The sequence below is a fragment of the Halobaculum litoreum genome (assembly GCF_030127125.1).
GTDB classification, from domain to species: Archaea; Halobacteriota; Halobacteria; order Halobacteriales; family Haloferacaceae; genus Halobaculum; species Halobaculum litoreum.
The window spans coordinates 2,389,562-2,407,763 of record NZ_CP126156.1; the positions used below are offsets into that span (position 1 = coordinate 2,389,562).

At 72.4% G+C, this 18,202-nt stretch carries 18 protein-coding genes and 2 pseudogenes; 6 read left to right on the forward strand and 14 right to left on the reverse strand.

Annotation, left to right across the window (positions count from 1 at the left end; genetic code table 11):
* Window positions 1–48: 48 nt before the first annotated feature.
* The 4 genes from P0R35_RS13030 to P0R35_RS13045 all read right to left on the reverse strand — a co-directional run bounded on the left by P0R35_RS13030 (window position 49) and on the right by P0R35_RS13045 (window position 3,032).
* Entirely contained in the window at window positions 49–1,092 is a 1,044-nt protein-coding gene (locus tag P0R35_RS13030; protein ID WP_284012882.1) for a zinc-dependent alcohol dehydrogenase family protein, read from the reverse strand.
* Window positions 1,093–1,264: 172 nt separating this feature from the next.
* Complete coding sequence (locus P0R35_RS13035) at window positions 1,265–1,450, reverse strand: DUF8106 domain-containing protein (protein ID WP_284012883.1); 186 nt, start codon at window positions 1,448–1,450, stop codon at window positions 1,265–1,267.
* Between the two features lie 71 nt (window positions 1,451–1,521).
* Window positions 1,522–2,859 carry an FAD-binding oxidoreductase gene (locus P0R35_RS13040; protein ID WP_284012884.1) on the reverse strand — a complete coding sequence of 446 codons (1,338 nt, stop codon included), beginning with the start codon at window positions 2,857–2,859 and terminating at the stop codon, window positions 1,522–1,524.
* Window positions 2,856–3,032, reverse strand: a complete 177-nt coding sequence (locus tag P0R35_RS13045) for a hypothetical protein (RefSeq protein ID WP_284012885.1) — start codon at window positions 3,030–3,032, stop codon at window positions 2,856–2,858. The genes P0R35_RS13040 and P0R35_RS13045 overlap by 4 nt, the downstream gene beginning before the upstream one ends.
* A 121-nt stretch (window positions 3,033–3,153) precedes the next feature.
* On the opposite strand from P0R35_RS13045, the gene P0R35_RS13050 reads away from it, so the two are divergent.
* The gene (locus P0R35_RS13050; RefSeq protein ID WP_284012886.1) at window positions 3,154–3,546 is read left to right on the forward strand and encodes a hypothetical protein; all 393 of its coding nucleotides are present in this window, start codon (window positions 3,154–3,156) and stop codon (window positions 3,544–3,546) included.
* A 160-nt stretch (window positions 3,547–3,706) separates the two neighbouring features.
* Here the strand turns inward: P0R35_RS13050 and thsA are convergent, their stop codons facing one another.
* Both thsA and P0R35_RS13060 read right to left on the reverse strand, forming a co-directional pair.
* Window positions 3,707–5,356, reverse strand: coding sequence for a thermosome subunit alpha (gene thsA, locus P0R35_RS13055; protein ID WP_284014641.1), 1,650 nt, complete (start codon window positions 5,354–5,356; stop codon window positions 3,707–3,709).
* A 236-nt stretch (window positions 5,357–5,592) separates the two neighbouring features.
* Window positions 5,593–6,147 (reverse strand): DUF8102 family protein, encoded by a 555-nt coding sequence (locus P0R35_RS13060; protein ID WP_284012887.1) that lies wholly within the window; start codon window positions 6,145–6,147, stop codon window positions 5,593–5,595.
* A 111-nt stretch (window positions 6,148–6,258) separates the two neighbouring features.
* Between P0R35_RS13060 and P0R35_RS13065 the strand changes: the two genes are divergently transcribed.
* A complete protein-coding gene (locus P0R35_RS13065; RefSeq protein WP_284012888.1) occupies window positions 6,259–7,086 on the forward strand; it encodes a DNA polymerase sliding clamp in 828 nt (275 codons plus the stop codon).
* A 29-nt stretch (window positions 7,087–7,115) separates the two neighbouring features.
* On the opposite strand, the gene P0R35_RS13070 is transcribed toward P0R35_RS13065, so the two are convergent.
* From P0R35_RS13070 to eif1A, 3 genes are all read right to left on the reverse strand, one after another.
* Window positions 7,116–7,679 (reverse strand): KH domain-containing protein, encoded by a 564-nt coding sequence (locus tag P0R35_RS13070; RefSeq protein WP_284012889.1) that lies wholly within the window; start codon window positions 7,677–7,679, stop codon window positions 7,116–7,118.
* Window positions 7,680–7,817: 138 nt separating this feature from the next.
* Window positions 7,818–8,729: a serine/threonine-protein kinase Rio1 gene (gene rio1 / locus P0R35_RS13075; protein WP_284012890.1), complete on the reverse strand. Its 912-nt coding sequence runs from the start codon at window positions 8,727–8,729 to the stop codon at window positions 7,818–7,820.
* Window positions 8,730–8,810: 81 nt separating this feature from the next.
* Window positions 8,811–9,101: a translation initiation factor eIF-1A gene (eif1A, locus tag P0R35_RS13080; protein ID WP_284012891.1), complete on the reverse strand. Its 291-nt coding sequence runs from the start codon at window positions 9,099–9,101 to the stop codon at window positions 8,811–8,813.
* Between the two features lie 110 nt (window positions 9,102–9,211).
* On the opposite strand from eif1A, the gene P0R35_RS13085 reads away from it, so the two are divergent.
* Window positions 9,212–9,391, forward strand: a complete 180-nt coding sequence (locus P0R35_RS13085; RefSeq protein WP_284012892.1) for a DUF7470 family protein — start codon at window positions 9,212–9,214, stop codon at window positions 9,389–9,391.
* 10 nt (window positions 9,392–9,401) lie between these two features.
* Here P0R35_RS13085 and P0R35_RS13090 read toward each other — a convergent pair whose 3' ends face one another.
* Window positions 9,402–10,418 (reverse strand): tyrosine--tRNA ligase, encoded by a 1,017-nt coding sequence (locus P0R35_RS13090; protein ID WP_284012893.1) that lies wholly within the window; start codon window positions 10,416–10,418, stop codon window positions 9,402–9,404.
* Between the two features lie 176 nt (window positions 10,419–10,594).
* Here P0R35_RS13090 and P0R35_RS13095 point away from each other — a divergent pair, with 176 nt between their 5' ends.
* Window positions 10,595–10,945, forward strand: coding sequence for a DUF8028 family protein (locus P0R35_RS13095; RefSeq protein WP_490396507.1), 351 nt, complete (start codon window positions 10,595–10,597; stop codon window positions 10,943–10,945).
* Window positions 10,946–10,955: 10 nt separating this feature from the next.
* On the opposite strand, the gene P0R35_RS13100 is transcribed toward P0R35_RS13095, so the two are convergent.
* Window positions 10,956–12,086 carry an ORC1-type DNA replication protein gene (locus tag P0R35_RS13100; protein ID WP_284012895.1) on the reverse strand — a complete coding sequence of 377 codons (1,131 nt, stop codon included), beginning with the start codon at window positions 12,084–12,086 and terminating at the stop codon, window positions 10,956–10,958.
* Window positions 12,087–12,385: 299 nt separating this feature from the next.
* On the opposite strand from P0R35_RS13100, the gene P0R35_RS13105 reads away from it, so the two are divergent.
* Window positions 12,386–13,027 carry a response regulator gene (locus P0R35_RS13105; RefSeq protein ID WP_284012896.1) on the forward strand — a complete coding sequence of 214 codons (642 nt, stop codon included), beginning with the start codon at window positions 12,386–12,388 and terminating at the stop codon, window positions 13,025–13,027.
* Window positions 13,028–13,038: 11 nt separating this feature from the next.
* On the opposite strand, the pseudogene P0R35_RS13110 reads toward P0R35_RS13105, so the two are convergent.
* Window positions 13,039–15,017 (reverse strand): annotated as a pseudogene (locus P0R35_RS13110) (MutS-related protein).
* A 165-nt stretch (window positions 15,018–15,182) separates the two neighbouring features.
* On the opposite strand from P0R35_RS13110, the pseudogene larE reads away from it, so the two are divergent.
* Window positions 15,183–16,080: pseudogene (gene larE / locus P0R35_RS13115) on the forward strand (ATP-dependent sacrificial sulfur transferase LarE).
* Window positions 16,081–16,127: 47 nt separating this feature from the next.
* On the opposite strand, the gene P0R35_RS13120 reads toward larE, so the two are convergent.
* Together P0R35_RS13120 and tatC are read right to left on the reverse strand one after the other, a co-directional pair.
* Window positions 16,128–16,787, reverse strand: coding sequence for a histidine phosphatase family protein (locus tag P0R35_RS13120; RefSeq protein WP_284012897.1), 660 nt, complete (start codon window positions 16,785–16,787; stop codon window positions 16,128–16,130).
* A 97-nt stretch (window positions 16,788–16,884) separates the two neighbouring features.
* Window positions 16,885–18,180 (reverse strand): twin-arginine translocase subunit TatC, encoded by a 1,296-nt coding sequence (gene tatC, locus P0R35_RS13125; RefSeq protein ID WP_284012898.1) that lies wholly within the window; start codon window positions 18,178–18,180, stop codon window positions 16,885–16,887.
* Between the last annotated feature and the right edge of the window lie 22 nt (window positions 18,181–18,202).

The following is an 18,202-nucleotide window of genomic DNA, read 5'->3' on the forward strand; positions in this document are numbered from 1 at the left end:
AAACGTTCGGGCGACCGTGCGCCCGTGTGACGGCGGCGGGTCGTCGGGTCACTCCCAGGGCTTGACGAGCACTTTCACCGCCTCGCGCTCGTCCATCATGCGGTACCCCTCCGGGACGCCGTCGAGCCCGACCGTCTCGGTGAAGATCGGCGCCGGGTCGAGCGTCCCCTGCAACACGTCGGCCATCAGTTCCTCGGCGTACGCCCGGACGGGGGCGACCCCGCCGCGCAGCGCGACGTTGTCGCCGAAGAACGGGAACAGGTCGACGCCGCCGTCCATCCCGTGGGGGACGCCGACGTAGCCGACCGTGCCGCCGGGACGGGCGACGTCCACCGCGGTCTCCATCGCCGAGGCCGCGCCCACACACTCCAGCACGTGGTTCGCGCCGCCGTCGGTGATGTCGAGCACCTCGTTCGCCGCGGCCTCGCCGCGCTCGGCGACGGTGTGGGTGGCGCCGAACGACTCGGCGATCGCCAGCCGGTCCTCGTGGTGGCCGACGGCGACGATGCGCTCGGCGCCCAGCCGTCGCGCGGCGGCGACGCCGCACAGCCCAACGGCGCCGTCGCCGACGACGACGGCGTCCTCGCCGGCCTCGACCCCGGCCGACAGCGCGGCGTGGTGGCCCGTCCCCATCACGTCGGTGAGCGGGAGCAGCGACTCCAGCGCCGCCTCGTCGTCGGCGTAGCGGTCGGGCACGCGCACGAGCGTGCCGTCGGCGTGCGTCGAGCGGACGAACTCGCCCTGTGCGCCGCCGTTGGCGCCGCCCCACGAGTCGCGGTTCACACAGGAGGTGTGGAGCCCCTTGCGACAGAACTCACACGACCCGCAGGAGATGGCGAACGGCGCGAGCACCCGGTCGCCCGGGTCGACCGAGCGGACGGCCTCGCCGACTTCCTCGACGACGCCCATCGGCTCGTGACCGACGCCGGTGCCCGCCTCCCGGTCGCTCTCCCCGCGGTAGAACCACAGGTCAGACCCGCAGACGGCGGTGTGGGTGACGCGGACGATGGCGTCGGTCGGTTCCTCGATCTCGGGTTTGTCGACCTCCTCGACCCGGACGTCCCCGGGGCCGTGGAACACGGCTGCGCGCATACGCCCCCCACCGCGGCCGGCGGGATAAAGGGACGACGCGCGGCAGGACCGGCCGGGTTCGCCCGCTACGACGACGGCCGGCGCGAGGACCGCGAACGCACGGCCCGTCGGCGGGCGGGGAAGCGCCGGGGGAAGAGCGGCCGAACGGGAAGCGGCGGGCGAACGGTGTCGCTCAGGCGGGGACGGGGTCGACCCGGCGGACCGTGACGACGGCGCCGCAGTCGGGGCACACGAGCGCCTCGCGGCCGACGTCGGCGCGGACGAGCCAGTCGCCGGTCGGCGGGGCGGCGTGCCAACAGTCGGGACAGTAGAGGACGGTCTTCGGGGGCGGACGTGTCGTCGTGGACGCGGGGATCATGCCGTCTACAGGGCGTCCCGGGGCTTAAGCACCGCTCCGGAGGGCTCGGGGGGCGTCCGACCGACGGGGTGTCACAGGCGGCCGCTCGGCGAGAACACCCCGTCTGGGTCCCACCGCCGCTTCGTCTCCCGGAGCCAGTCGTAGTTGGCGGCGTACACCCCCCGGGCCGCGTCGTCGCCGCGTTCGGTGCCCGAGAAGTTCGGGAGCTCGCCCGTCACGGTGCCGACATCGCGGGCGCGGGCGGCCGACTCGCGGGCCCACGCGAGGTGTGCGTCGTCGTCGTCGGGGTCGCTCCAGCACGCCTCGAAGTTGAGCACGACCTCGGCGTCCCGCTCGGGGACGGCGGTGTCGGCGGGGTCGATGTCGGCGACGGCGCCGCCCAGCGGCCAGACGACGACGGTGTCGCGGTCGCCGGGGAGCGCGGCCATCCGCTCGGCCGTCAGCTCGACGAGGTCGTCGGTGAACGCCTCGACCGCCACGGACCGCCAGTAGTAGCGGTCGCCGGCGGGCGAGCCGCCGCCGAGGTACGCCTGCACCTCGGGGTACGGGCGGCGGTCGGCGCGCTCGAACAGCGGGGCCGCGTCGCCGACCTCGCGGAACGGCGCCAGCGCCCGCTCGCCCGCGTCGGGGGCGCCGCCGTGGACGCCGAGCACGCACAGCGCGAGGTCGCCGACGCGGTCGTCGGGGAACGCCGGCTCGTCGGGGACGCGAGCGACGTACGGGGAGACGTTCGTCTCCCGTGGCGCCTCGCGCACCAGCGCGCGGTACTCGTGCAGCAGGGCCGCGATGTCGGCGGCGCCGTCGACGGGGAACCACACGTCACACATCGCCACCTCGTCGGGGACGGGGACGAGGTCGAACGCGAGTTCGACGGCGACGCCGAACTCGCCGCCGGCTCCCCGCACCGCGCGGAACAGCTCCGGGTTCGCCGCCGGGCTCGCCGTGACGCGCTCGCCGGCGGCGGTCACGAGGTCGACGCGGGCGAGCCGGTCGCAGGCGAGGCCGTGGGCCCGCGAGAGGTAGCCCGTCCCGCCGCCGAGCGTCAGCCCCGTCACGCCCACCTCCGGGGCGACGCCCTGCGGCGTCGCGAGCCCGTGGGCCGTCGTCGCGGCGTCCAACTCCCCGACGGTGACGCCCGGTTCGACGGTCGCCGTCCGCGCGTCGGGGTCCACCGCGATCCCGCGCATCGCGCCGACGCCGCACACGAGGACGCCGTCGCCGGTCGACGTGCCGGTCGCGGAGTGGCCGCCCGAACGGGTCGCGATCCCGAGCCCCGTCTCGCGGGCCGTCCCGACGACGCGGGCGACGCCGGCCGCCGTCGTCGGGTACGCCACGGCCGCGGGGGACGCGGCGGTCAGTCCGTTCCAGACGCGCCGGGCCTCGTCGTACCGCGCGTCGGCGGGCGTCACGACATCACCCGGGAACAGCGTCCGCCACTCGCCCGTCGCCCCCGCGTCACGGGGGCGCCGTCGCCGTCGAGCGCGTCGGCCAGCGCCCCGAGGGCGTCCGCGTGGGTCGACGCGACCGCGGCGGCGTCCGCGCGCCCGAACGGCTCGCCGCCCGTCGGTGATTCCTGACTCATACCACCCGGTCGGGGCGCGGCGGGGAAAACCCATCGCGGCCCGGTCGCTCCGGCGCCCGCTCCGCCGGCCGCGACGCGGGACAACACAACGGCTTTCGGCGCGGCACCCCCAGCGACGCGCATGGATCGAGGGCGGGCGCTGGCGTACGCGCGGGTGGGGGTGGCGTACCCCGTCGCCACCGTCGTCGTCGCGGCCGGGGGCGCCCGCCTGCTCGGGTGGGACGTCGGCCTCGTCGTCCTCGCGCTGTCGATGGTCGCGGCGGCGGGGCTGGTGACCGTGTTCGCGGGCGAGACCGGCGGGATGCGCCCCAGCGAGGCGGACGCGGGCCGCGAGCAGCACCGCGGCTTCCTCGGCCTCGACGACGGCGCGGGCTTCCTCGCGGGCACGTCCGGCGAGCGCGCGACGGGCGTCGCGCGGAGCCGCCGGGCGCGCCTCCGCGTGTACGCCGCCGGGCTGTTCGTGCTCTGCGTCGCGCTCGTCTTCCTGCTCGGCGGCGCGGTGCCCGTGCCGTAGTCGGCGGCCGTGCCCGCGGCGGGCGACCGTTCTCGCGGCGACCCGCGGCGACACACGGCAGTCGCTGTCCGGTCGCGGTCGTCGAAAAATCGAAGTCGGTCGGGGAGCGGTGCGTGTCGGCGTCGAGGGTGGTGTGGGTGGGTGTGGCGCTAACCGAACTTCACATCGCGCCGCCCATACCGCCCATACCGCCCATACCGCCCATGCCGCCGCCGCCCGGGGGCATCTCGTCGTCGCCGCCGTCGTCGGAGCCGCCGCCCTTCAGGTCGCCGGCCGCGATGACGTCGTCGATGCGGAGGATCATCGTCGCCGCCTCGGTGGCGGACTCGATGGCCTGCGTCTTGACGCGACGCGGCTCGACGACGCCCTCCGCCTCCATGTCGATCACGTCGCCGGAGTAGGCGTCGAGGCCCGCGCCGAACTCGCCGCCGTCGTGGCGGGCGCGCAGGTCGACCAGCGAGTCGATCGGGTCGAGCCCGGCGTTCTCGGCGAGCGTGCGCGGGATGACCTCCAGCGCGTCGGCGAACGCCTCGACGGCCAGCTGCTCGCGGCCGCCGACGGAGTCGGCGAAGTCACGCAGCTGCAGCGCCAGCTCGGTCTCGGGCGCGCCGCCGCCGGGCAGCACCTCGCCGTCCTGCAGCGTCGTGCGGACGACGCCCAGCGAGTCCTCGATGGCGCGCTCGACCTCGTCGACGACGTGCTCGGTGCCGCCGCGGAGGACGAGCGTGACCGAGCGGGCGTCCTCGACGTCCTCGACGAAGATGCGCTCGTCGCCGCCGATGTCCTTCTGGGCGACGGAGCCGGCGAAGCCGAGGTCCTCCTCGGTGATGTCGTCGAGGTTGGCGACGACGCGGCCGCCCGTCGAGCGGGCGAGCCGCTTGAGGTCGGAGTCCTTCGCGCGGCGGACGGCGAGGATGCCCTCCTGCGCGAGGTAGTGCTGGGCCATGTCGTCGATGCCGTCGCCGACGAAGACGACGTCCGTGCCGACGGCGGTCAGCTTGTCGACCATCTCCTTGAGCTGCTTCTCCTCCTGGTCGAGGAACTGCTGGAGCTGGTCGGGGTCGGTGACGTTGACCTCGGCGTCGATCTCCGTCTCCTTCACCTCGATGGCGCCGTCGAACAGCGCGACGTTGGCGTCCTCGACGGCGAAGGGCATGTTCTCGTCGACGCGCTCCTTGTCGACGATGACGCCCTCGATGAGCTCGGAGTTGCCGATGGAGCCGCCGACGACCGTCTCGACGGAGACGTTGTCGGTGTCGATGGTGCCGTCGTCGTCGCGGACGGCGAGCACGGCGTCGACGACTAGCTTCGCGAGCGTGTCGCGCGCGGACTCGGCGCCCTTGCCCGTCATCGCCGTCGCGGCGATCTTCTCGAGGGTGTCGCGGTCGTCCGCGGTGACCTCGATGGCGTTCTCCGAGAGGACCTCCTTGGCCTTCTCGGCGGCCTGTCGGTACCCCTGCGCGATGGTCGTCGGGTGGACCTCCGAGTCGATGAGCTCCTCGGCCTGGTCGAGCAGCTCACCGGCGATGACGACGGCGGTCGTCGTGCCGTCGCCGACCTCGTCCTCCTGTGTCTCGGAGACCTCGACGATCATGTTCGCCGCGGGGTGGTCGATGTCCATCTCCTTCAGGATGGTCACGCCGTCGTTCGTGACGACGACGCCGCCCGAGGAGTCCACGAGCATCTTGTCCATCCCTTTCGGGCCGAGCGTCGTGCGGACCGACTCCGCGACCGCCTTCCCCGCCGTGATGTTCATCGACTGCGCGTCCTTTCCGGACGTGCGCTGGCTGTCCTCCGAGAGTACGATCATGGGCTGGTTGCCCATCCGCTGGCGCTGAGACATGAGTCACTCCGTGATTGTTTCCGATTCTATAAAAAAGTTGTGGCGGCGGTTCGTCACACGGTCGCACGACGCCGCTGGTGGCGTATGTGAGGCGTTACCATAGATGGTTTATATACTGTCTTCGGGGCGACCGGACGCGACGTCGACGCCGCGCCGTCGTGCCCCGCGACCCGCGACCGGGTCGCGATCCGGCGGCTCGACGCTCAGAAGTCGGTGACGCGCGACTGGATCCGGCCGTCGTCGACCGCGCGGTCGTCGTCTCGCAGGTACTCGGCGACCTCGTCGGGCGAGATCTCCGTGCGCGCGTCCGCGAACGCCAACTCCGTCAACGACAGCGGCTCCCCCTCGCGCATCTTCCGGCGGACCTCGGCGACGCTCAACGCGTGGAACGTCACGTCGAGGTCGACGGTCGCCGCGCGCTCCTCGCCCGCCTCCGCGAGGTTGATCCCCTCGGACAGCACCGTCTCGAAGTCGATCTCGGTGTCGCCGACCCCGCGGTACAGGAACGCCACCGCCGACACGAGCGCGTCGAACGCCGCGGTCCCCTCGCGGTCGAGGCGGTCCGCGAACACCAACTCCCGGTCCGTCTCGGCGAGCCCCTCCACCAACACCTCGAAGTCGTACAGCGCGGCGTGCAGTCTGTCGCGGATGCGCGCCCGCGCGTTGCGCTCGGACTGCACGCTCGCGAACTCGGTCTCCCCGCGCAGGTACCGCCGGTCGGCGGGGGTCAAGATCCCCCGTTCGCGGTCGTCGTTCATACTCCGATTCGGGGTATGAACTCGGAACACATATAGACTCATACTCCGATTCGAGGTATCTACTAGAACGGGCACAAAAATACTTACTTGCCGACAGGTCCGCGATCGGGTATGGTCGACGACACCTCCGCGAGCGGTGCCGCACAGCCCGAGGGTACTACGGAGTCGCTTCACGACACCGCGGACGCGCCGGTCCGGGTGCGCGTGCGCCCGGACGCGCTCCGCCCGTTGCTGTCGGCCGTCGGCGCGCTCGTCGACGAGTGTCGGCTGGCGTTCGCCGCCGACGGCCTGCGCGCGGCGGCGATGGACCCGGCGACGGTCGCGGCCGTCGAGGTCGAGTTGGACGCCGACGCGACGGAGTCGTACACCGCCGACGGCACCGTCGTCGGCGTCGACGTGGACCGGCTCGAGGAGGTGCTCGCGATGGCCGACGGCGACGAGGTGGCGACGCTCGCCCTCGACCCCGAGGCGTACCGGCTCCACGTCCACGTCGGGGAGGTGGAGTACGCGCTCGGGCTGTTCGACCCCGAGAGCGTCCGCGGCCCGGGCGACGTCGACGCGCTCGGCTTCGAGCACACCGCGGCGCTGACGCTCCCCGGCGAGACGGTCGGGCGGTTCGTCCGCGCCGCGGGGATGGTCGCCGACCACCTCACGCTCGCGGTCGACCCGAGCGAGGAGGCGTTCGTCGCCGCGGCCGACGGCGACACCGACGACGTGCGCTTCGTCGTCCCGCGCGAGGACACGACCGCGTTCGAGGCCGGCGAGGCGCGGTCGCTGTTCTCGCTGTCGTATCTGGAGTGCGTCGAGCGCCCGGTCCCCTCGGGGACGGACGTGCGCGTCACGCTCGGCGAGGAGGCGCCGTTGGGTGTCGCCTACGACGTCGCGGACGGCGGGGGCCACGTCGAGGCGTTCGTGGCGCCGCGGCTCCAGGCGGTGTGAGGACCGGGATCGAAGAACCGAGCCGGGCGCTACCGCGACTCCTCGGCGCCGCCGGTGGGCGGCGAGAGGTCGGGTGCGCCGTGGAGTTCGTTGTGCTTGCGCTCGAGGAACGAGTAGACGGCGCCGTGGGGCGCGCCGTCGAGGATCATCCCGGCGGCGCGGCGGACGGCCTTCACCTCCTCGGGCTGGCCGATGATGCCGAGGGTGGTGCCCTTGATGACGACCTCCGCGCCCGAGAGGTCCTCCATCAGCTCGCGGGTGCGGCCGTTCTCGCCGATGAGGCGGCCCTTCTGGCGCTGGAGGTCGTTCTTGTTGCGGGTCTTCGACGCGAGGTCGACCAACTCGAACCGGCGCAGGTCGTGCTCCAACAGCGACAGCGCCGACTCGGGGGTGAACCCCCGGCCGATGGCGCGGACGATGTCGGGCGCGACCATGCCGGCGACGGGGTCGCCGACGCTGTCGATGCCGACCGACCCCGACTCCGAGTCGATGTCGAGGCGCACCTCGGCTCGCTCTTCGATCTCCCGCATCGTCTCACCGCCCGCACCGATGAGCACGCCGATGCGGTCCTGCGGAACCTTCACGTGCTGCATTACACCCGGACTTTCCGCCCCACGCGGTTAAGCGTTCGCTCGGCGAGGCGCCGCGACAGGCGTCCACACGGCCGCTCCGCGCCCGTCGGCGCTCGCTCGCCCGCGACGGGGTCGATCCCCCGACCACGGCGCCCGCGGCTACTCCGTGTCCGGGTTCGGGTCCGTCGCCGGCTCCGGCTCCGCGGACGGCTCCGGCTCCGGCGTCGTCACGTACGCGCGGAGGTCCTCGCCCGTCACGTCGAGCCCCTGCCGCGAGAAGAAGCTCGCCACGTTCGTACAGTCGCGTTCGAGGAACTCCTCGGCGTTCGGGTGGTGGACCGTCACCGCCTGCCCGAGGTCGATGATCACGAGTTCCCCCTCGTGGATGATCATGTTGTACTCCGAGAGGTCGCCGTGGACGAGCCCCGCCGAGTACAGCCGGCGCATGTACTCGCGCACCACCTCGTAGGCGGTCTCGGGGTTCTCCACGTCCACCTCCGCGAGGCGCCGGGCGCGGTCGTCGGCGTGCCCCACGAGTTCCATCACGAGGACGTTGCGCTGGACGGCGATCGGTTCGGGCACCCGCACGCCGGCCTTCCGGGCGCGCGAGAGGTTGGCGAACTCCTTGCGCACCCACGCGAGGACGACCTTCTTCTTGTCCGAGCCGATGCCCTCGAACCGCGGGTCGCCCTCGAGGTACTCGCGCATGTGCCGGAAGTTAGAGGTGTTGATGCGGTACACCTTCGTCGCCACCTCCCGGTCGTCGGCGCCGAGCGCCTCGTACACGTTCGCCTCCTTGCCCGTCGAGATTGGGCCGCCGAAGGCGACGATGTGGCCGTCGCGGGTGAGTTTGTACAGCGCCGCGAGGGTGGCGTCGTCGAACACCGACGCCTCGACTTTGAACTGCTCGGTGTTCTTGACGCGCTTGCGGAACTCGTCGAACTCGTCGTCCTGCCGGCGCGCGATGCGGTCGGCCTCGGTCTGGGCGATGTCCTCGAGGTCGAGGTCCTCCCACTCGTCGCCGGGCGTCTCCGCCTCGTCGGGTTCGACGAACCCGAACTCTCCGGTCATCTACGGCGGGCTACGCGCTCGGGCGTGAAAAGCACCGGCACCCGCGCCCGCCGGCCGGGCCGGCCGCACTCGGCGGCGGCGTCAGGCGATGTGGCCTTCCTCGCGGAGTTGGTCGGCCTCCTGACTCTCGTAGCGGTGTTCGATGTCGGCCTTCTCGTCTTGCCAGTCCCACGGGCTCACGAGGACGATGTCCCCCTCGCGGATCCACGTGCGCTTCTGCATGCGCCCGGGGATCCGCGCGGTCCGGCGGGTGCCGTCGGCACACCGCACCTTCACGCGGTTGGCGCCGAGCATCTCCGTCACCTCGGCGAACACCTCGTCGTCGTCGGGCATCCTGAGGTCCGTGCGACCCTGCGCGTCGCCGTCGCTCATACTCCTGTGTTCTCGGGTCCGACAGTTAAGTTCGGCGGGCGCGACGACCGGCGGCGGCGCGCGCGCACCGAACCCGCCGACCTTTTCACCTCGACCCGGAACGACCGAGTATGATCGACAGACTCGGCACGGCGGGGATCGTCGGCGCGCTGCTGCTGCTCGCGGGGCTCGTGCTCGTCGCGTGGTCGTCGCCGGTCGTCGCCGTCGGCATCGCGCTGGTGCTCGCGGGCACCGGCCTCGTGGTGAAGGGACTGGCGACCAGCCTGATGAAGCAGTTCGGCTTCGCGTAAGCGACCGCCCTTACTCCGCGTCCAGTTCCGCGAGCACCTCGCGGCCGGGCGCGATCAGCTCGTTCAGGTAGTCGGCGAGCGCGCCCTTCGCGTCCGCGGGGTGGAGTTCGCCCGACTCCAGATCGTCGGCGAGCGACGCGTAGTCGTCGTAGGTGAGGTCCCCGCCGTACTGCTCGGGGCGCTCGACGACGACGGTGTCGAACCGCGGGAACACGGAGTACTCGAACATCTCCAGCACGGGGTTCTCGCGCTCGTTGCCGTCGTCGTCCGGCTCCGGGTCGCGCGTCGGCGGACAGAACGCACCGTTGATCTTGTCGTCGATGTCGTCGGCGGAGTCCTCCATCGAGATGGTCGTGCCCGAGGAGGAGGACATCTTGCCGACGCCGGTGTCCAGGTCCGCGAGGATCGGCGTGTGGAGGCACGGCCGCGCCTCGTAGTCGTGGTCGCTCTCGCCGTCCATCCCCGGCACCTGCTCGCGGTGGAGCATGTGGACCTTGCGCTGGTCGAGGCCGCCGACCGCGAGGTCCAAGTCGAGGTAGACGATGTCGAGCGCCTGCATCAGCGGGTAGACGACGTGGCTCACCTTCGCGGTCTCCCCGCCCTGGATCTCGGCCATCGCGCGCTGGGCGCGGTTGAGCGTCGTCGACACCTCCAGTTCGTGGGTGTCGAGCACGTACTCCTCGTCGAGTTGGAACGACGAGCCGTACACGAACTCCGTCGCGTCGGGGTCGAGCCCGTACGCGAGGAACTGGTCGCGCATCCGCTCTGCCGTCTCGCGGATCTCCGCGAACGTCCCCTTGTCGTTGAGGTACGCGTGGACGTCCGCCAGCAGGACGACGACCTCGAACCCCGCCTCCTGCAGGTCGATGAGCTTCGTCGCCGTCAGCATGTGCCCGATGTGGAGGACGCCGGACGGCTCGTAGCCGACGTACACCCGTTTGCCCTCGGGGTCTTCGGCCAACGCGCGTACTTCCTCCTCGGTGACCACCTCGGTCGCGTTCCGGGTGATCAACTCGTAGGCGTCCATACCCCACGGTTTCGCGTGCGCCGAGTATGTCTTTCGGATGTGTGTGGTGCCGCCACTCCCGCGTCGTCGCGTCCGAAGGCGCCGCGTGTCGAGTAGTAACACGGGGCTATCCGAACGGTCGGCGCGGTTACTCGGCACGTAGCTAAGGCCGCGGCCGACCTCCGATCGGTCGTGCCATGTCCTCCGCCAACGCCGACCGCGAGTGCCGGTCCCGGCGGCGCCCCGCCGTCGTCCCGACGTCCCTCCGTCCCCCCGTCCGCCGTGCGACGATGACCGTGCGGGCGGTCGCCTTCTGGGCCGCGGTCCTGCTCCCGTTCGCCTCGCTGGTCGTCGTGTTCGCCGGCCCGGTCTCGCGCCTCGACTTCCTCGTCCTCCTCGGCCTGCTCTCGGCGAACGTGGTCGCGCTGTACCTCGGCCACGGCTACCCGGCCGAACGGCTGGCGGAGGGGGACGGTGCGGCAGCCGACGGCGTCGTCGCGGACGGCGCCGACGCGGTGTCCGGCCGGACCGGGGAGGGGTCCGACTGAGGCCGACGGGCTACCCCTCGATCCGCTCCAGCACCGCCTCGGGGTCGTAAGCCAGCGAGATCGACCGGGAGCGTCCCCGTCCCTCGACGTCGGCGTACTCCGTCTCGACGAGTCCCAACTGTTCGAGTTTGTTGACGATCTCCGAGTACCGGGTGTAGCCGAGGTCGGTGCGGTCGCGGAACGCCTCGTACACCGAGCCCGCCTGCTCGCCGTCGTGCTCCGCGAGCACCCGCACGAGCGCGAGCTCCGACTCCGACAGGCCGCGGAGGCTGCGCGACAGGTGGACGTACTTCGACTTGTCGTACGCCTTCTCGACGTCCTCCACGTTGATCGCCCGGGAAGCGCGCATCTCGGCGTTCAGCCCGGCGCGCCGCAGCAGGTCGATCCCGACGCGGAGGTCGCCCGACTCGGCGGTCAACTCGGCCACGCGGTCCAGCTCCGGGGCGCCGATGACGCCCTCGTGGAACCCCCGGTCCGCCCGTTCGCGGAGGATGTCGACGATCTCGTCGACGTCGTACGTCGGGAAGTACACCTCCTCGGGGCGGAACACCGACTGGACGCGCGTGTCCAACTCCTCGATCACCGACAGCGACAGGTCCGAGGAGACGCAGATGACGCCCACCTTCGCGCCGGCGTGGGCCTCGTGGGCCCGCAGCAGCGAGTAGAGGGCGTCCGACGCCTCGTTCTCGTAGAACAGGTAGTTCACGTCGTCGAGCGCGACGACGAGCACCTCGTCGTCCTCGACGAGGCGGTCGGCGATCTGGCCGAACAGCTTCTTGAACGAGATGCCCGAGGACGGCGGCTCGTAGTCGAAGATGCCCTCGAAAACGCGCGAGAACACCGCGTACCGCGTCGAGTCCACCTGACAGTTCACGCGGACGGTCCTGACGTCGGTCTGCGCCCGCAGCTCCGAGAACAGCTTCTGGACGGAGGTGGTCTTGCCCGTCCCGGGCGGCCCGCGGACGACGGTGTTGAGCGGGCGCGACCCCCGCGCGGCCGGCCGGAGCGCGTACTTCAGCGACTCCAACTGGCTCTCGCGGTGGCGGAACGTCTCGGGGACGTAGTCGATCTCGAAGACGTGCTCGTCGCGGAAGACGGACTCGTCCCACGACAGCATGTCGTCTTCGGGGTCCCCGGCCATGATACCGGACCTTCGCGTGTCCGACCACTTAATCGTTCCCCGGCGGCGGGGTGAAAGTGAACGGCTCGCGGAGACCGCGAACGCGGGGCGCTCGCGGCCGATACGGTTTCAGTATCGCCGTGCTCGGTCGCGGACGTCCGGGCGGTAGTGGTCGGGGGGATCCGGCGGGGCGAACGTGTCGCCGACGCCGACCGACGGGCGAACGCCGGCACCGGTCGCCGCGTTCGGTCGCTGAATCCGGCTTAATCCGGGGCACGCGTCGGGCGGCTTGAGGTGGGGCGGGAGGCTCGGACGGAGCGATGACGGAGGGCATCGACGACGAGGGGGGAACCGACGGCCCGGCCGAGCGGGGACGCCCCCGCGTCCTCGTGGCCGAGGACGAGGCGGACGTGCGCGAACTGTACGCGGACCGGCTCGCGACCGACTACGACGTGATCACGGCGGCCGACGGCGAGGCGACGCTCGCGGCGCTCGACGACTCGGTCGACGTCGTGTTCCTCGACCGGCGGCTGCCGGGGATCCACGGCGACGACACGCTCGAACTGATCCGCGGGTCCGGCGTCGGCGTCCGCGTCGCCGCCGTCACCGGCGTCGGCGCGGACGCGGACCTCGTCGACCTCCCGGTCGACGCCTACCTCGAGAAGCCGGTCGACGCGTGCCGGCTCCGGGAGACGGTCGACCGGCTCGTGCGCGTCGCCCGCTACGACGACGGGGTGCGTCGCTACTACGCCCTCTCCCAGAAACAGGCCGCCCTCGACGGCGCTCCCGGCGTCTCCGAGGCGGACCCCGCGTACCGGGAACTGGTTCGGCGCCGCGGCACGCTCCGGCGCGGCATCGAGGACCTCCGCGGCGGCCTCGACGACGCCGACTACGAACTCCTCTTTCGCGGCCTCGACGACGGCGACGCCGGTCACGACGAGCCGAGGGACCTGTACGCCTGACCGGCCGGCCCTCAGAACTTCTCCAACAGCCCCTCGTAGAACCCCGGGTCCGACGACTCGGTGGCGAGCTTCTCGACGATCAGCTCCGGCGTCGACCGCGCGAGGTGGTCCTTCCGCGGCGAGCGGTTCACGACCAACTCCCCGTCCGCCAGCCCCACGGCCTCGATCCCGTCCACGGCCACGTCGACGTCGGCGGCCTCGCGGATCTGGCGGGCGAGGTGGGAGACGAACACGCCGGTCGCGCCCTGCTCGGCGAGCGCCTCGAGGATGCCGGCGATGATCTTCGCGGACGCCCCGGGCTCGGTGATCGACTCCAGCTCGTCGACGAGGACGAGCCGCCCGCTCGCGCCCGAGACGAGGTCGCCGAAGTCGCGCAGCGTCGACTCGAACGCGCCGGCGTCGAGCGTCCCCTGCGACTTCGCGTAGTAGTGCAGCTCCGAGACGCGACCCACCCGCGCCGACGCGGCCGGGACGGGGAGCCCCATGTGCGCGAGCGTGACGATCAGCGCGACGAGGTCGAGCGTCGAGGTCTTCCCGCCGGAGTTGACGCCCGACAGCAGGGTGACGCCCTCGACGGCGTAGTCGACGGGCTCGGCCTCGTCGAACGACACGTCGAGCAGGGGCGAGCGGCCGCCCTCGATGGCGAACCCGGTCCCCTCGTCGTCGATCTCGGGGACGACGCAGTCGAAGTCGCGGGCGAACCGCGCGACCGCCAACTCCACGTCGAGTTCGAGCGCGTCGGCGATCAGGTCGTCGGCCGGCTCCCGCAGGTCCGCGAGGTCGGCGGCCAGCCCGGACTTCAGCTTCGCCGCGCGGCGGTCGCGGGCGGCCTTCAGCTCGGTGCGGAGGCGGTTCAGCGGCTCCTCGTTGTGCTCGGTCGGGAAGGTGGGCTCGCCCGCGAACACACGCTCGGCGAAGTCCGCCTCCCCCGGCTGTAGCTGGAGGGCGTCGACGAAGTGTTCGCGCGCCTTCCGGATCGCGGCGTCGTACTCGTCGGCAAGCTCCCGCGAGAGGAGGCTGTCGACGCGGGCGCCCTGCTCGACCAGCGAGAGGAAGTCGGTGCCCTCGATGGTGACGTCCTGCTCGCGGATGGCGTCGCGCAGGTGGTCGTTCGCCACGCTCGCGGCGGTGCTGGCGGCGGCGTCGAGGTCGTCGACGGCGTCGGTGAGCCGGCGCAGTTCGTCGTCGCCGCGGGGGTGCCGTCGTCGTCGAGCCGCGACAGCGCGTCGCGCAGCGCCGCGGGGTCCAGCGCCGGGTCCATCCCGGCGGCCTCGTGGACGTCCAGCGCCGCCAGCAGCTCGGCGCGGTTCTCGGCGAAGAACGCGAGCAGGCGCTCGGGGACGACCTCCTCGTGGCGCTCCTCGGGGTCGGGGATCACCCGGACGTCGCCGTCGACGTCGACGCCGGCGAACGACTCGTCGAGCGCGACGACCGTGCTGTACGACCGGGCCAACTCCGCGAGGTCGCGGGCGTCCTCGACGACCTCGACGGACAACTCGGGGAACGCGTCCTTCGCCTCGGCGTAGCGCTCGGCGTCGGCGGTCGCCAGCGCCCGCTCGCGCACCCGCAGCCCGCGCGGCTCGGTCGGCTGGTCGACGCCCCGCAGCGCCTCGACCACCGCCTCGTTCGGCTCGCGTTCGACGGCGTCGGCGGCCCACTCGCGCACCTCCGCGATCCGGGACTCGGTCGCCGACGGGTACAGCGTCCGGAGGCGCTTCTCGGCGTAGCCGGTGACGGCGCGCTCCTGCAACAGGCCGAGCGCGTCCTCGTACACCTCGCGGGCGCGGTCGGTCGCCAGCCAGCCGCCGGGGTCGTCGTGGCGCCGCCGGATGGCGCCGCGGGCGATGGCGGCGGCCCGACCCTCCGTGAGCCCGGGGGCGCGGGCCAGCGTCGCCACGTCGCCGCGGCGGAGGGCGTCCGCGGCGCCGTCGAGGTCGGCGAGCGTCTCGGCCGTCTTCTCGCCGACGCCCGGGACCGACGTGAACTCCATTCGGGGCACGGTAGCGTGGCGGGGGTCAAAACCGTTCCTCCGACGGCGGGCGCACGCGGCGGGCCCGGGGCCCGCGCGGGGGAACGGCGCGTCCGAGCGACCGCGTCCCGACCGCACCCTGCCCGTGACGCGGGGCTTTTCACCGGGCGCCCCGTCGCTGGGGCCATGAACGACGACGTGGCGGCGAAGGCGGCGGCCGCGCGCGAGTCGCTGGCCGAGCGCGACGGCGTCCTCGTCGCCTTCTCCGGCGGCGTCGACTCGTCCGTGGTCGCGGCGCTGGCGCGCGACGCGCTCGGCGACGACGCGGTCGCGTGCACCGCCAAGAGCGAGACGCTCCCCGCCGAGGAGCTGGACGACGCGACCCGCGTTGCCGAGGACATCGGCATCGACCACGCGATCGTCGAGTTCTCCGAGCTCGACGACCCGGACTTCGTCGCCAACGGCGACGACCGCTGTTACCACTGCCGGACGATGCGGCTCTCGCGGATGTACGACGCCGCCCGCGAGCGCGACATCGCCACCGTCTGCGACGGGACGAACGCCTCCGACCCCGGCGAGGGCCACCGCCCCGGCCTGCAGGCCGTCGAGGAGTTGGCCGTGGTGTCGCCGCTGTTGGCCGCCGGGATCACGAAGGAGGAGGTCCGCGAGATCGCCGACCACTACGGGCTCGACGTGGCGGACAAGCCCTCGATGGCGTGCCTCTCCTCGCGCATCCCGACGGGCCTCGAAGTGACCGAGGAGCGCCTCACCCGCATCGAGCAGGCCGAACGACTCCTGCGTACGTGGGGTTTCTCGCAGTTCCGCGTCCGCGACCACGACGGCCTCGCGCGCATCGAGGTCGGCACCGACGAGTTGGAGACGGCGCTCGACCCCGACTTCGTCGCCGCCGCCCGCGACCACATGCTCGACCTCGGCTTCGACCACGTGACGCTGGATCTGGAGGGGTACGCGACCGGCAGCGTGAGTCCCGCCGGGGGGGACGGACGACGGCGAGGAGAAGACGGTCGACTACGACGGCGAACCGGTCGTCGACGACGTGTTCGCCCGCGAGTACCCGTCGTAGCCCCCCGCCTCGTCTCCCCTCGCCTCGTCCTCCCCCCCGCGCGCCGCTCAGTAGTTCTCCTGGCTCGTCGCCTCCGCGAGGAACGAGGTGACGTTCTCGCGCACCAGCGCGGCCGCCCGCGCCCCGTCGCCGGGCGCGCCGTCGACGCGCACCTCGTTCACCGCGCAGTTGCCCTGCTCCTGGTCGAGCACCGCCGCGACCACGTCGAGCCCCTTCAGCTCGCCCGTCACGGCGTACAGCGGACCGCCGTGGGCGACGACCGCGACCGTCTCGTCGGCGCCGACCGCCGCGCGGAGGTCGGCGAACGCCGCCGTGACCCGGCCCCACATGTCGAGCAGCGACTCCCCGCTCTCGGGGGTCGTCTCGGCGGCCGCGTAGCCGACCTCCGAGAGCGTGTACTCCGGGTACGTGCCGAACAGCTCCCCGTAGCGCAGCCCCTGCATCCGCCCGAAGTCGCGTTCGCGCCACCGGGCGTCGAACGCCGGCTCGACGCCGGTCGCCCGCGAGACGGCTCGGGCCGTCTCGGCCGCCCGCTCGAGGTCCGAGGCGACGACCCGGTCGACCGCGTACTCGTCGGCGAGGTAGTCGGCGAGCGCGGCGGCCTGCTCGCGCCCCCGGTCGGTCAACTCGGTCGGCGCCCAGCCCTGCACGCGTCGGTCGCGGTTCCACGGCGTCTCGCCGTGGCGACACAGGAGGATCGTTCCCATCGGGCGTGGGTGGGTCGGGGGACGGCAAAAGGGTACCTCGGGGAGCGGCGACGCGTCCCCGCGGGCACGGCCGGCGACGCGGTCGCGGGCGCCGCGGCTAGTTCCCCGTCCAGCGCAACAGCGCCAGCGTCCCCTCGAACAACACGATCATCGTCGCGCCGACGATGATGGGCGCCATCCCGGTCGGGTCCGGCGAGACGATGAACGCCAGCCCGACGAACGCCGACCAGAACAGCAGCCGGCGGTCCTCCATCCACTCGCGGGTCACCAGCCCCATCATGATCGCGAGCTGGATGAACAGCGGGATCTGGAACACGATCGCCATGTACCCCATCAGCAGGAGGATGAGGTTGAACGTCTCCCGGAGGCTGAACGCGAGGACGGCGCTGTCCTCGGTGTAGCTGATGAAGTAGTCGAAGATGACCGGGAGGACGATGAAGTGCGCGAACGCGACGCCGACCAGCCCGAGGATCAGGCTCGTCGGGACGGCCGCGAGGTAGTAGCGGCGCTCGTGGGGGTACAGCCCGGGCTTCATGAAGCGGTACGTCTCGTAGACGAACACGGGCAGACCGACGAGCAGCCCCGCCAGCGACGCCACCTTCAGCTTCGTGAGGAGGAACTCCAGCGGGCCGTACACCCGCGGGCGGTTGTCCTCGAAGCCGACGTGGGCGTCCCACAGGAACTGGATGATCTCCTCGGCGCTGGGCACCGCCGGCGACACCGTCCCGATGAGCAGCACCGCGACGACGACGACGCCGGCGACCGCGAACACGACGCCGAGCCGGCGCATCATCTCCTCGATGTGCTCGGTCAACGGCATCTCCTGGTCGGAGTCGGGCCCGCCGCCCTCGCCGCCGAGGTGGCCCATCCCCTCGTTCACGGCGGCCATCCCCTTCTGGGCGGCCGTCATCGCCCCCTCGCCGTTCGTCGCCACGTCGGCGTCGTCGGGGCGGTCGCCCGCGGTCGGCTCCGGCACCGGCTGGTCGGGCTCCGGGGGCACCGTCACCTGCTCGCCGTCGATCCCCGTCGGCTCGGCCGGCTCGTACTCGTCCGCTTCCGAGCCGTCCGGATCGTCCGCTTCCGAGCCGTCGGGGTCGTCGGCCTCGTCGGTCGACGCCGACGCGACGGCGTCGTCGACGTGCACGAACTCGGCTCCGTCGTCGGCGTCTTCGTTCGCGTCGTCGGCTTCCGCGTCGGCCTCGGCTTCCGCATCGGCGTCGTCCTCAGCTTCGGCGTCGGCCGACGGCTCCGGCGCGGGGTCGGTGCCGGGGTACTCGAACGCCTCCTCGTCGTCCCCGTCGCTCGCGCCGTCGTCGGCGGGTCCGGACCCGTCGGTGTCGCCGTCGTCGGCGTCCACCGGGTCGTCCTCCGGCGGGTCCGGGTCCGGGGTCATTGGGTTGGGTTCACCTCCGACG

Coding starts and splice junctions, on each gene's coding strand:
- P0R35_RS13030 (WP_284012882.1), bottom strand. CDS start 1,092: ATGCGCGCAGCCGTGTTCCACGGCCCCGGGGACGTCCGGGTCGAGGAG.
- P0R35_RS13035 (WP_284012883.1), bottom strand. CDS start 1,450: ATGATCCCCGCGTCCACGACGACACGTCCGCCCCCGAAGACCGTCCTC.
- P0R35_RS13045 (WP_284012885.1), bottom strand. CDS start 3,032: ATGAGTCAGGAATCACCGACGGGCGGCGAGCCGTTCGGGCGCGCGGAC.
- P0R35_RS13050 (WP_284012886.1), top strand. CDS start 3,154: ATGGATCGAGGGCGGGCGCTGGCGTACGCGCGGGTGGGGGTGGCGTAC.
- thsA (WP_284014641.1), bottom strand. CDS start 5,356: ATGATCGTACTCTCGGAGGACAGCCAGCGCACGTCCGGAAAGGACGCG.
- P0R35_RS13060 (WP_284012887.1), bottom strand. CDS start 6,147: ATGAACGACGACCGCGAACGGGGGATCTTGACCCCCGCCGACCGGCGG.
- P0R35_RS13065 (WP_284012888.1), top strand. CDS start 6,259: ATGGTCGACGACACCTCCGCGAGCGGTGCCGCACAGCCCGAGGGTACT.
- P0R35_RS13070 (WP_284012889.1), bottom strand. CDS start 7,679: ATGCAGCACGTGAAGGTTCCGCAGGACCGCATCGGCGTGCTCATCGGT.
- rio1 (WP_284012890.1), bottom strand. CDS start 8,729: ATGACCGGAGAGTTCGGGTTCGTCGAACCCGACGAGGCGGAGACGCCC.
- eif1A (WP_284012891.1), bottom strand. CDS start 9,101: ATGAGCGACGGCGACGCGCAGGGTCGCACGGACCTCAGGATGCCCGAC.
- P0R35_RS13085 (WP_284012892.1), top strand. CDS start 9,212: ATGATCGACAGACTCGGCACGGCGGGGATCGTCGGCGCGCTGCTGCTG.
- P0R35_RS13090 (WP_284012893.1), bottom strand. CDS start 10,418: ATGGACGCCTACGAGTTGATCACCCGGAACGCGACCGAGGTGGTCACC.
- P0R35_RS13095 (WP_490396507.1), top strand. CDS start 10,595: ATGTCCTCCGCCAACGCCGACCGCGAGTGCCGGTCCCGGCGGCGCCCC.
- P0R35_RS13100 (WP_284012895.1), bottom strand. CDS start 12,086: ATGGCCGGGGACCCCGAAGACGACATGCTGTCGTGGGACGAGTCCGTC.
- P0R35_RS13105 (WP_284012896.1), top strand. CDS start 12,386: ATGACGGAGGGCATCGACGACGAGGGGGGAACCGACGGCCCGGCCGAG.
- P0R35_RS13120 (WP_284012897.1), bottom strand. CDS start 16,787: ATGGGAACGATCCTCCTGTGTCGCCACGGCGAGACGCCGTGGAACCGC.
- tatC (WP_284012898.1), bottom strand. CDS start 18,180: ATGACCCCGGACCCGGACCCGCCGGAGGACGACCCGGTGGACGCCGAC.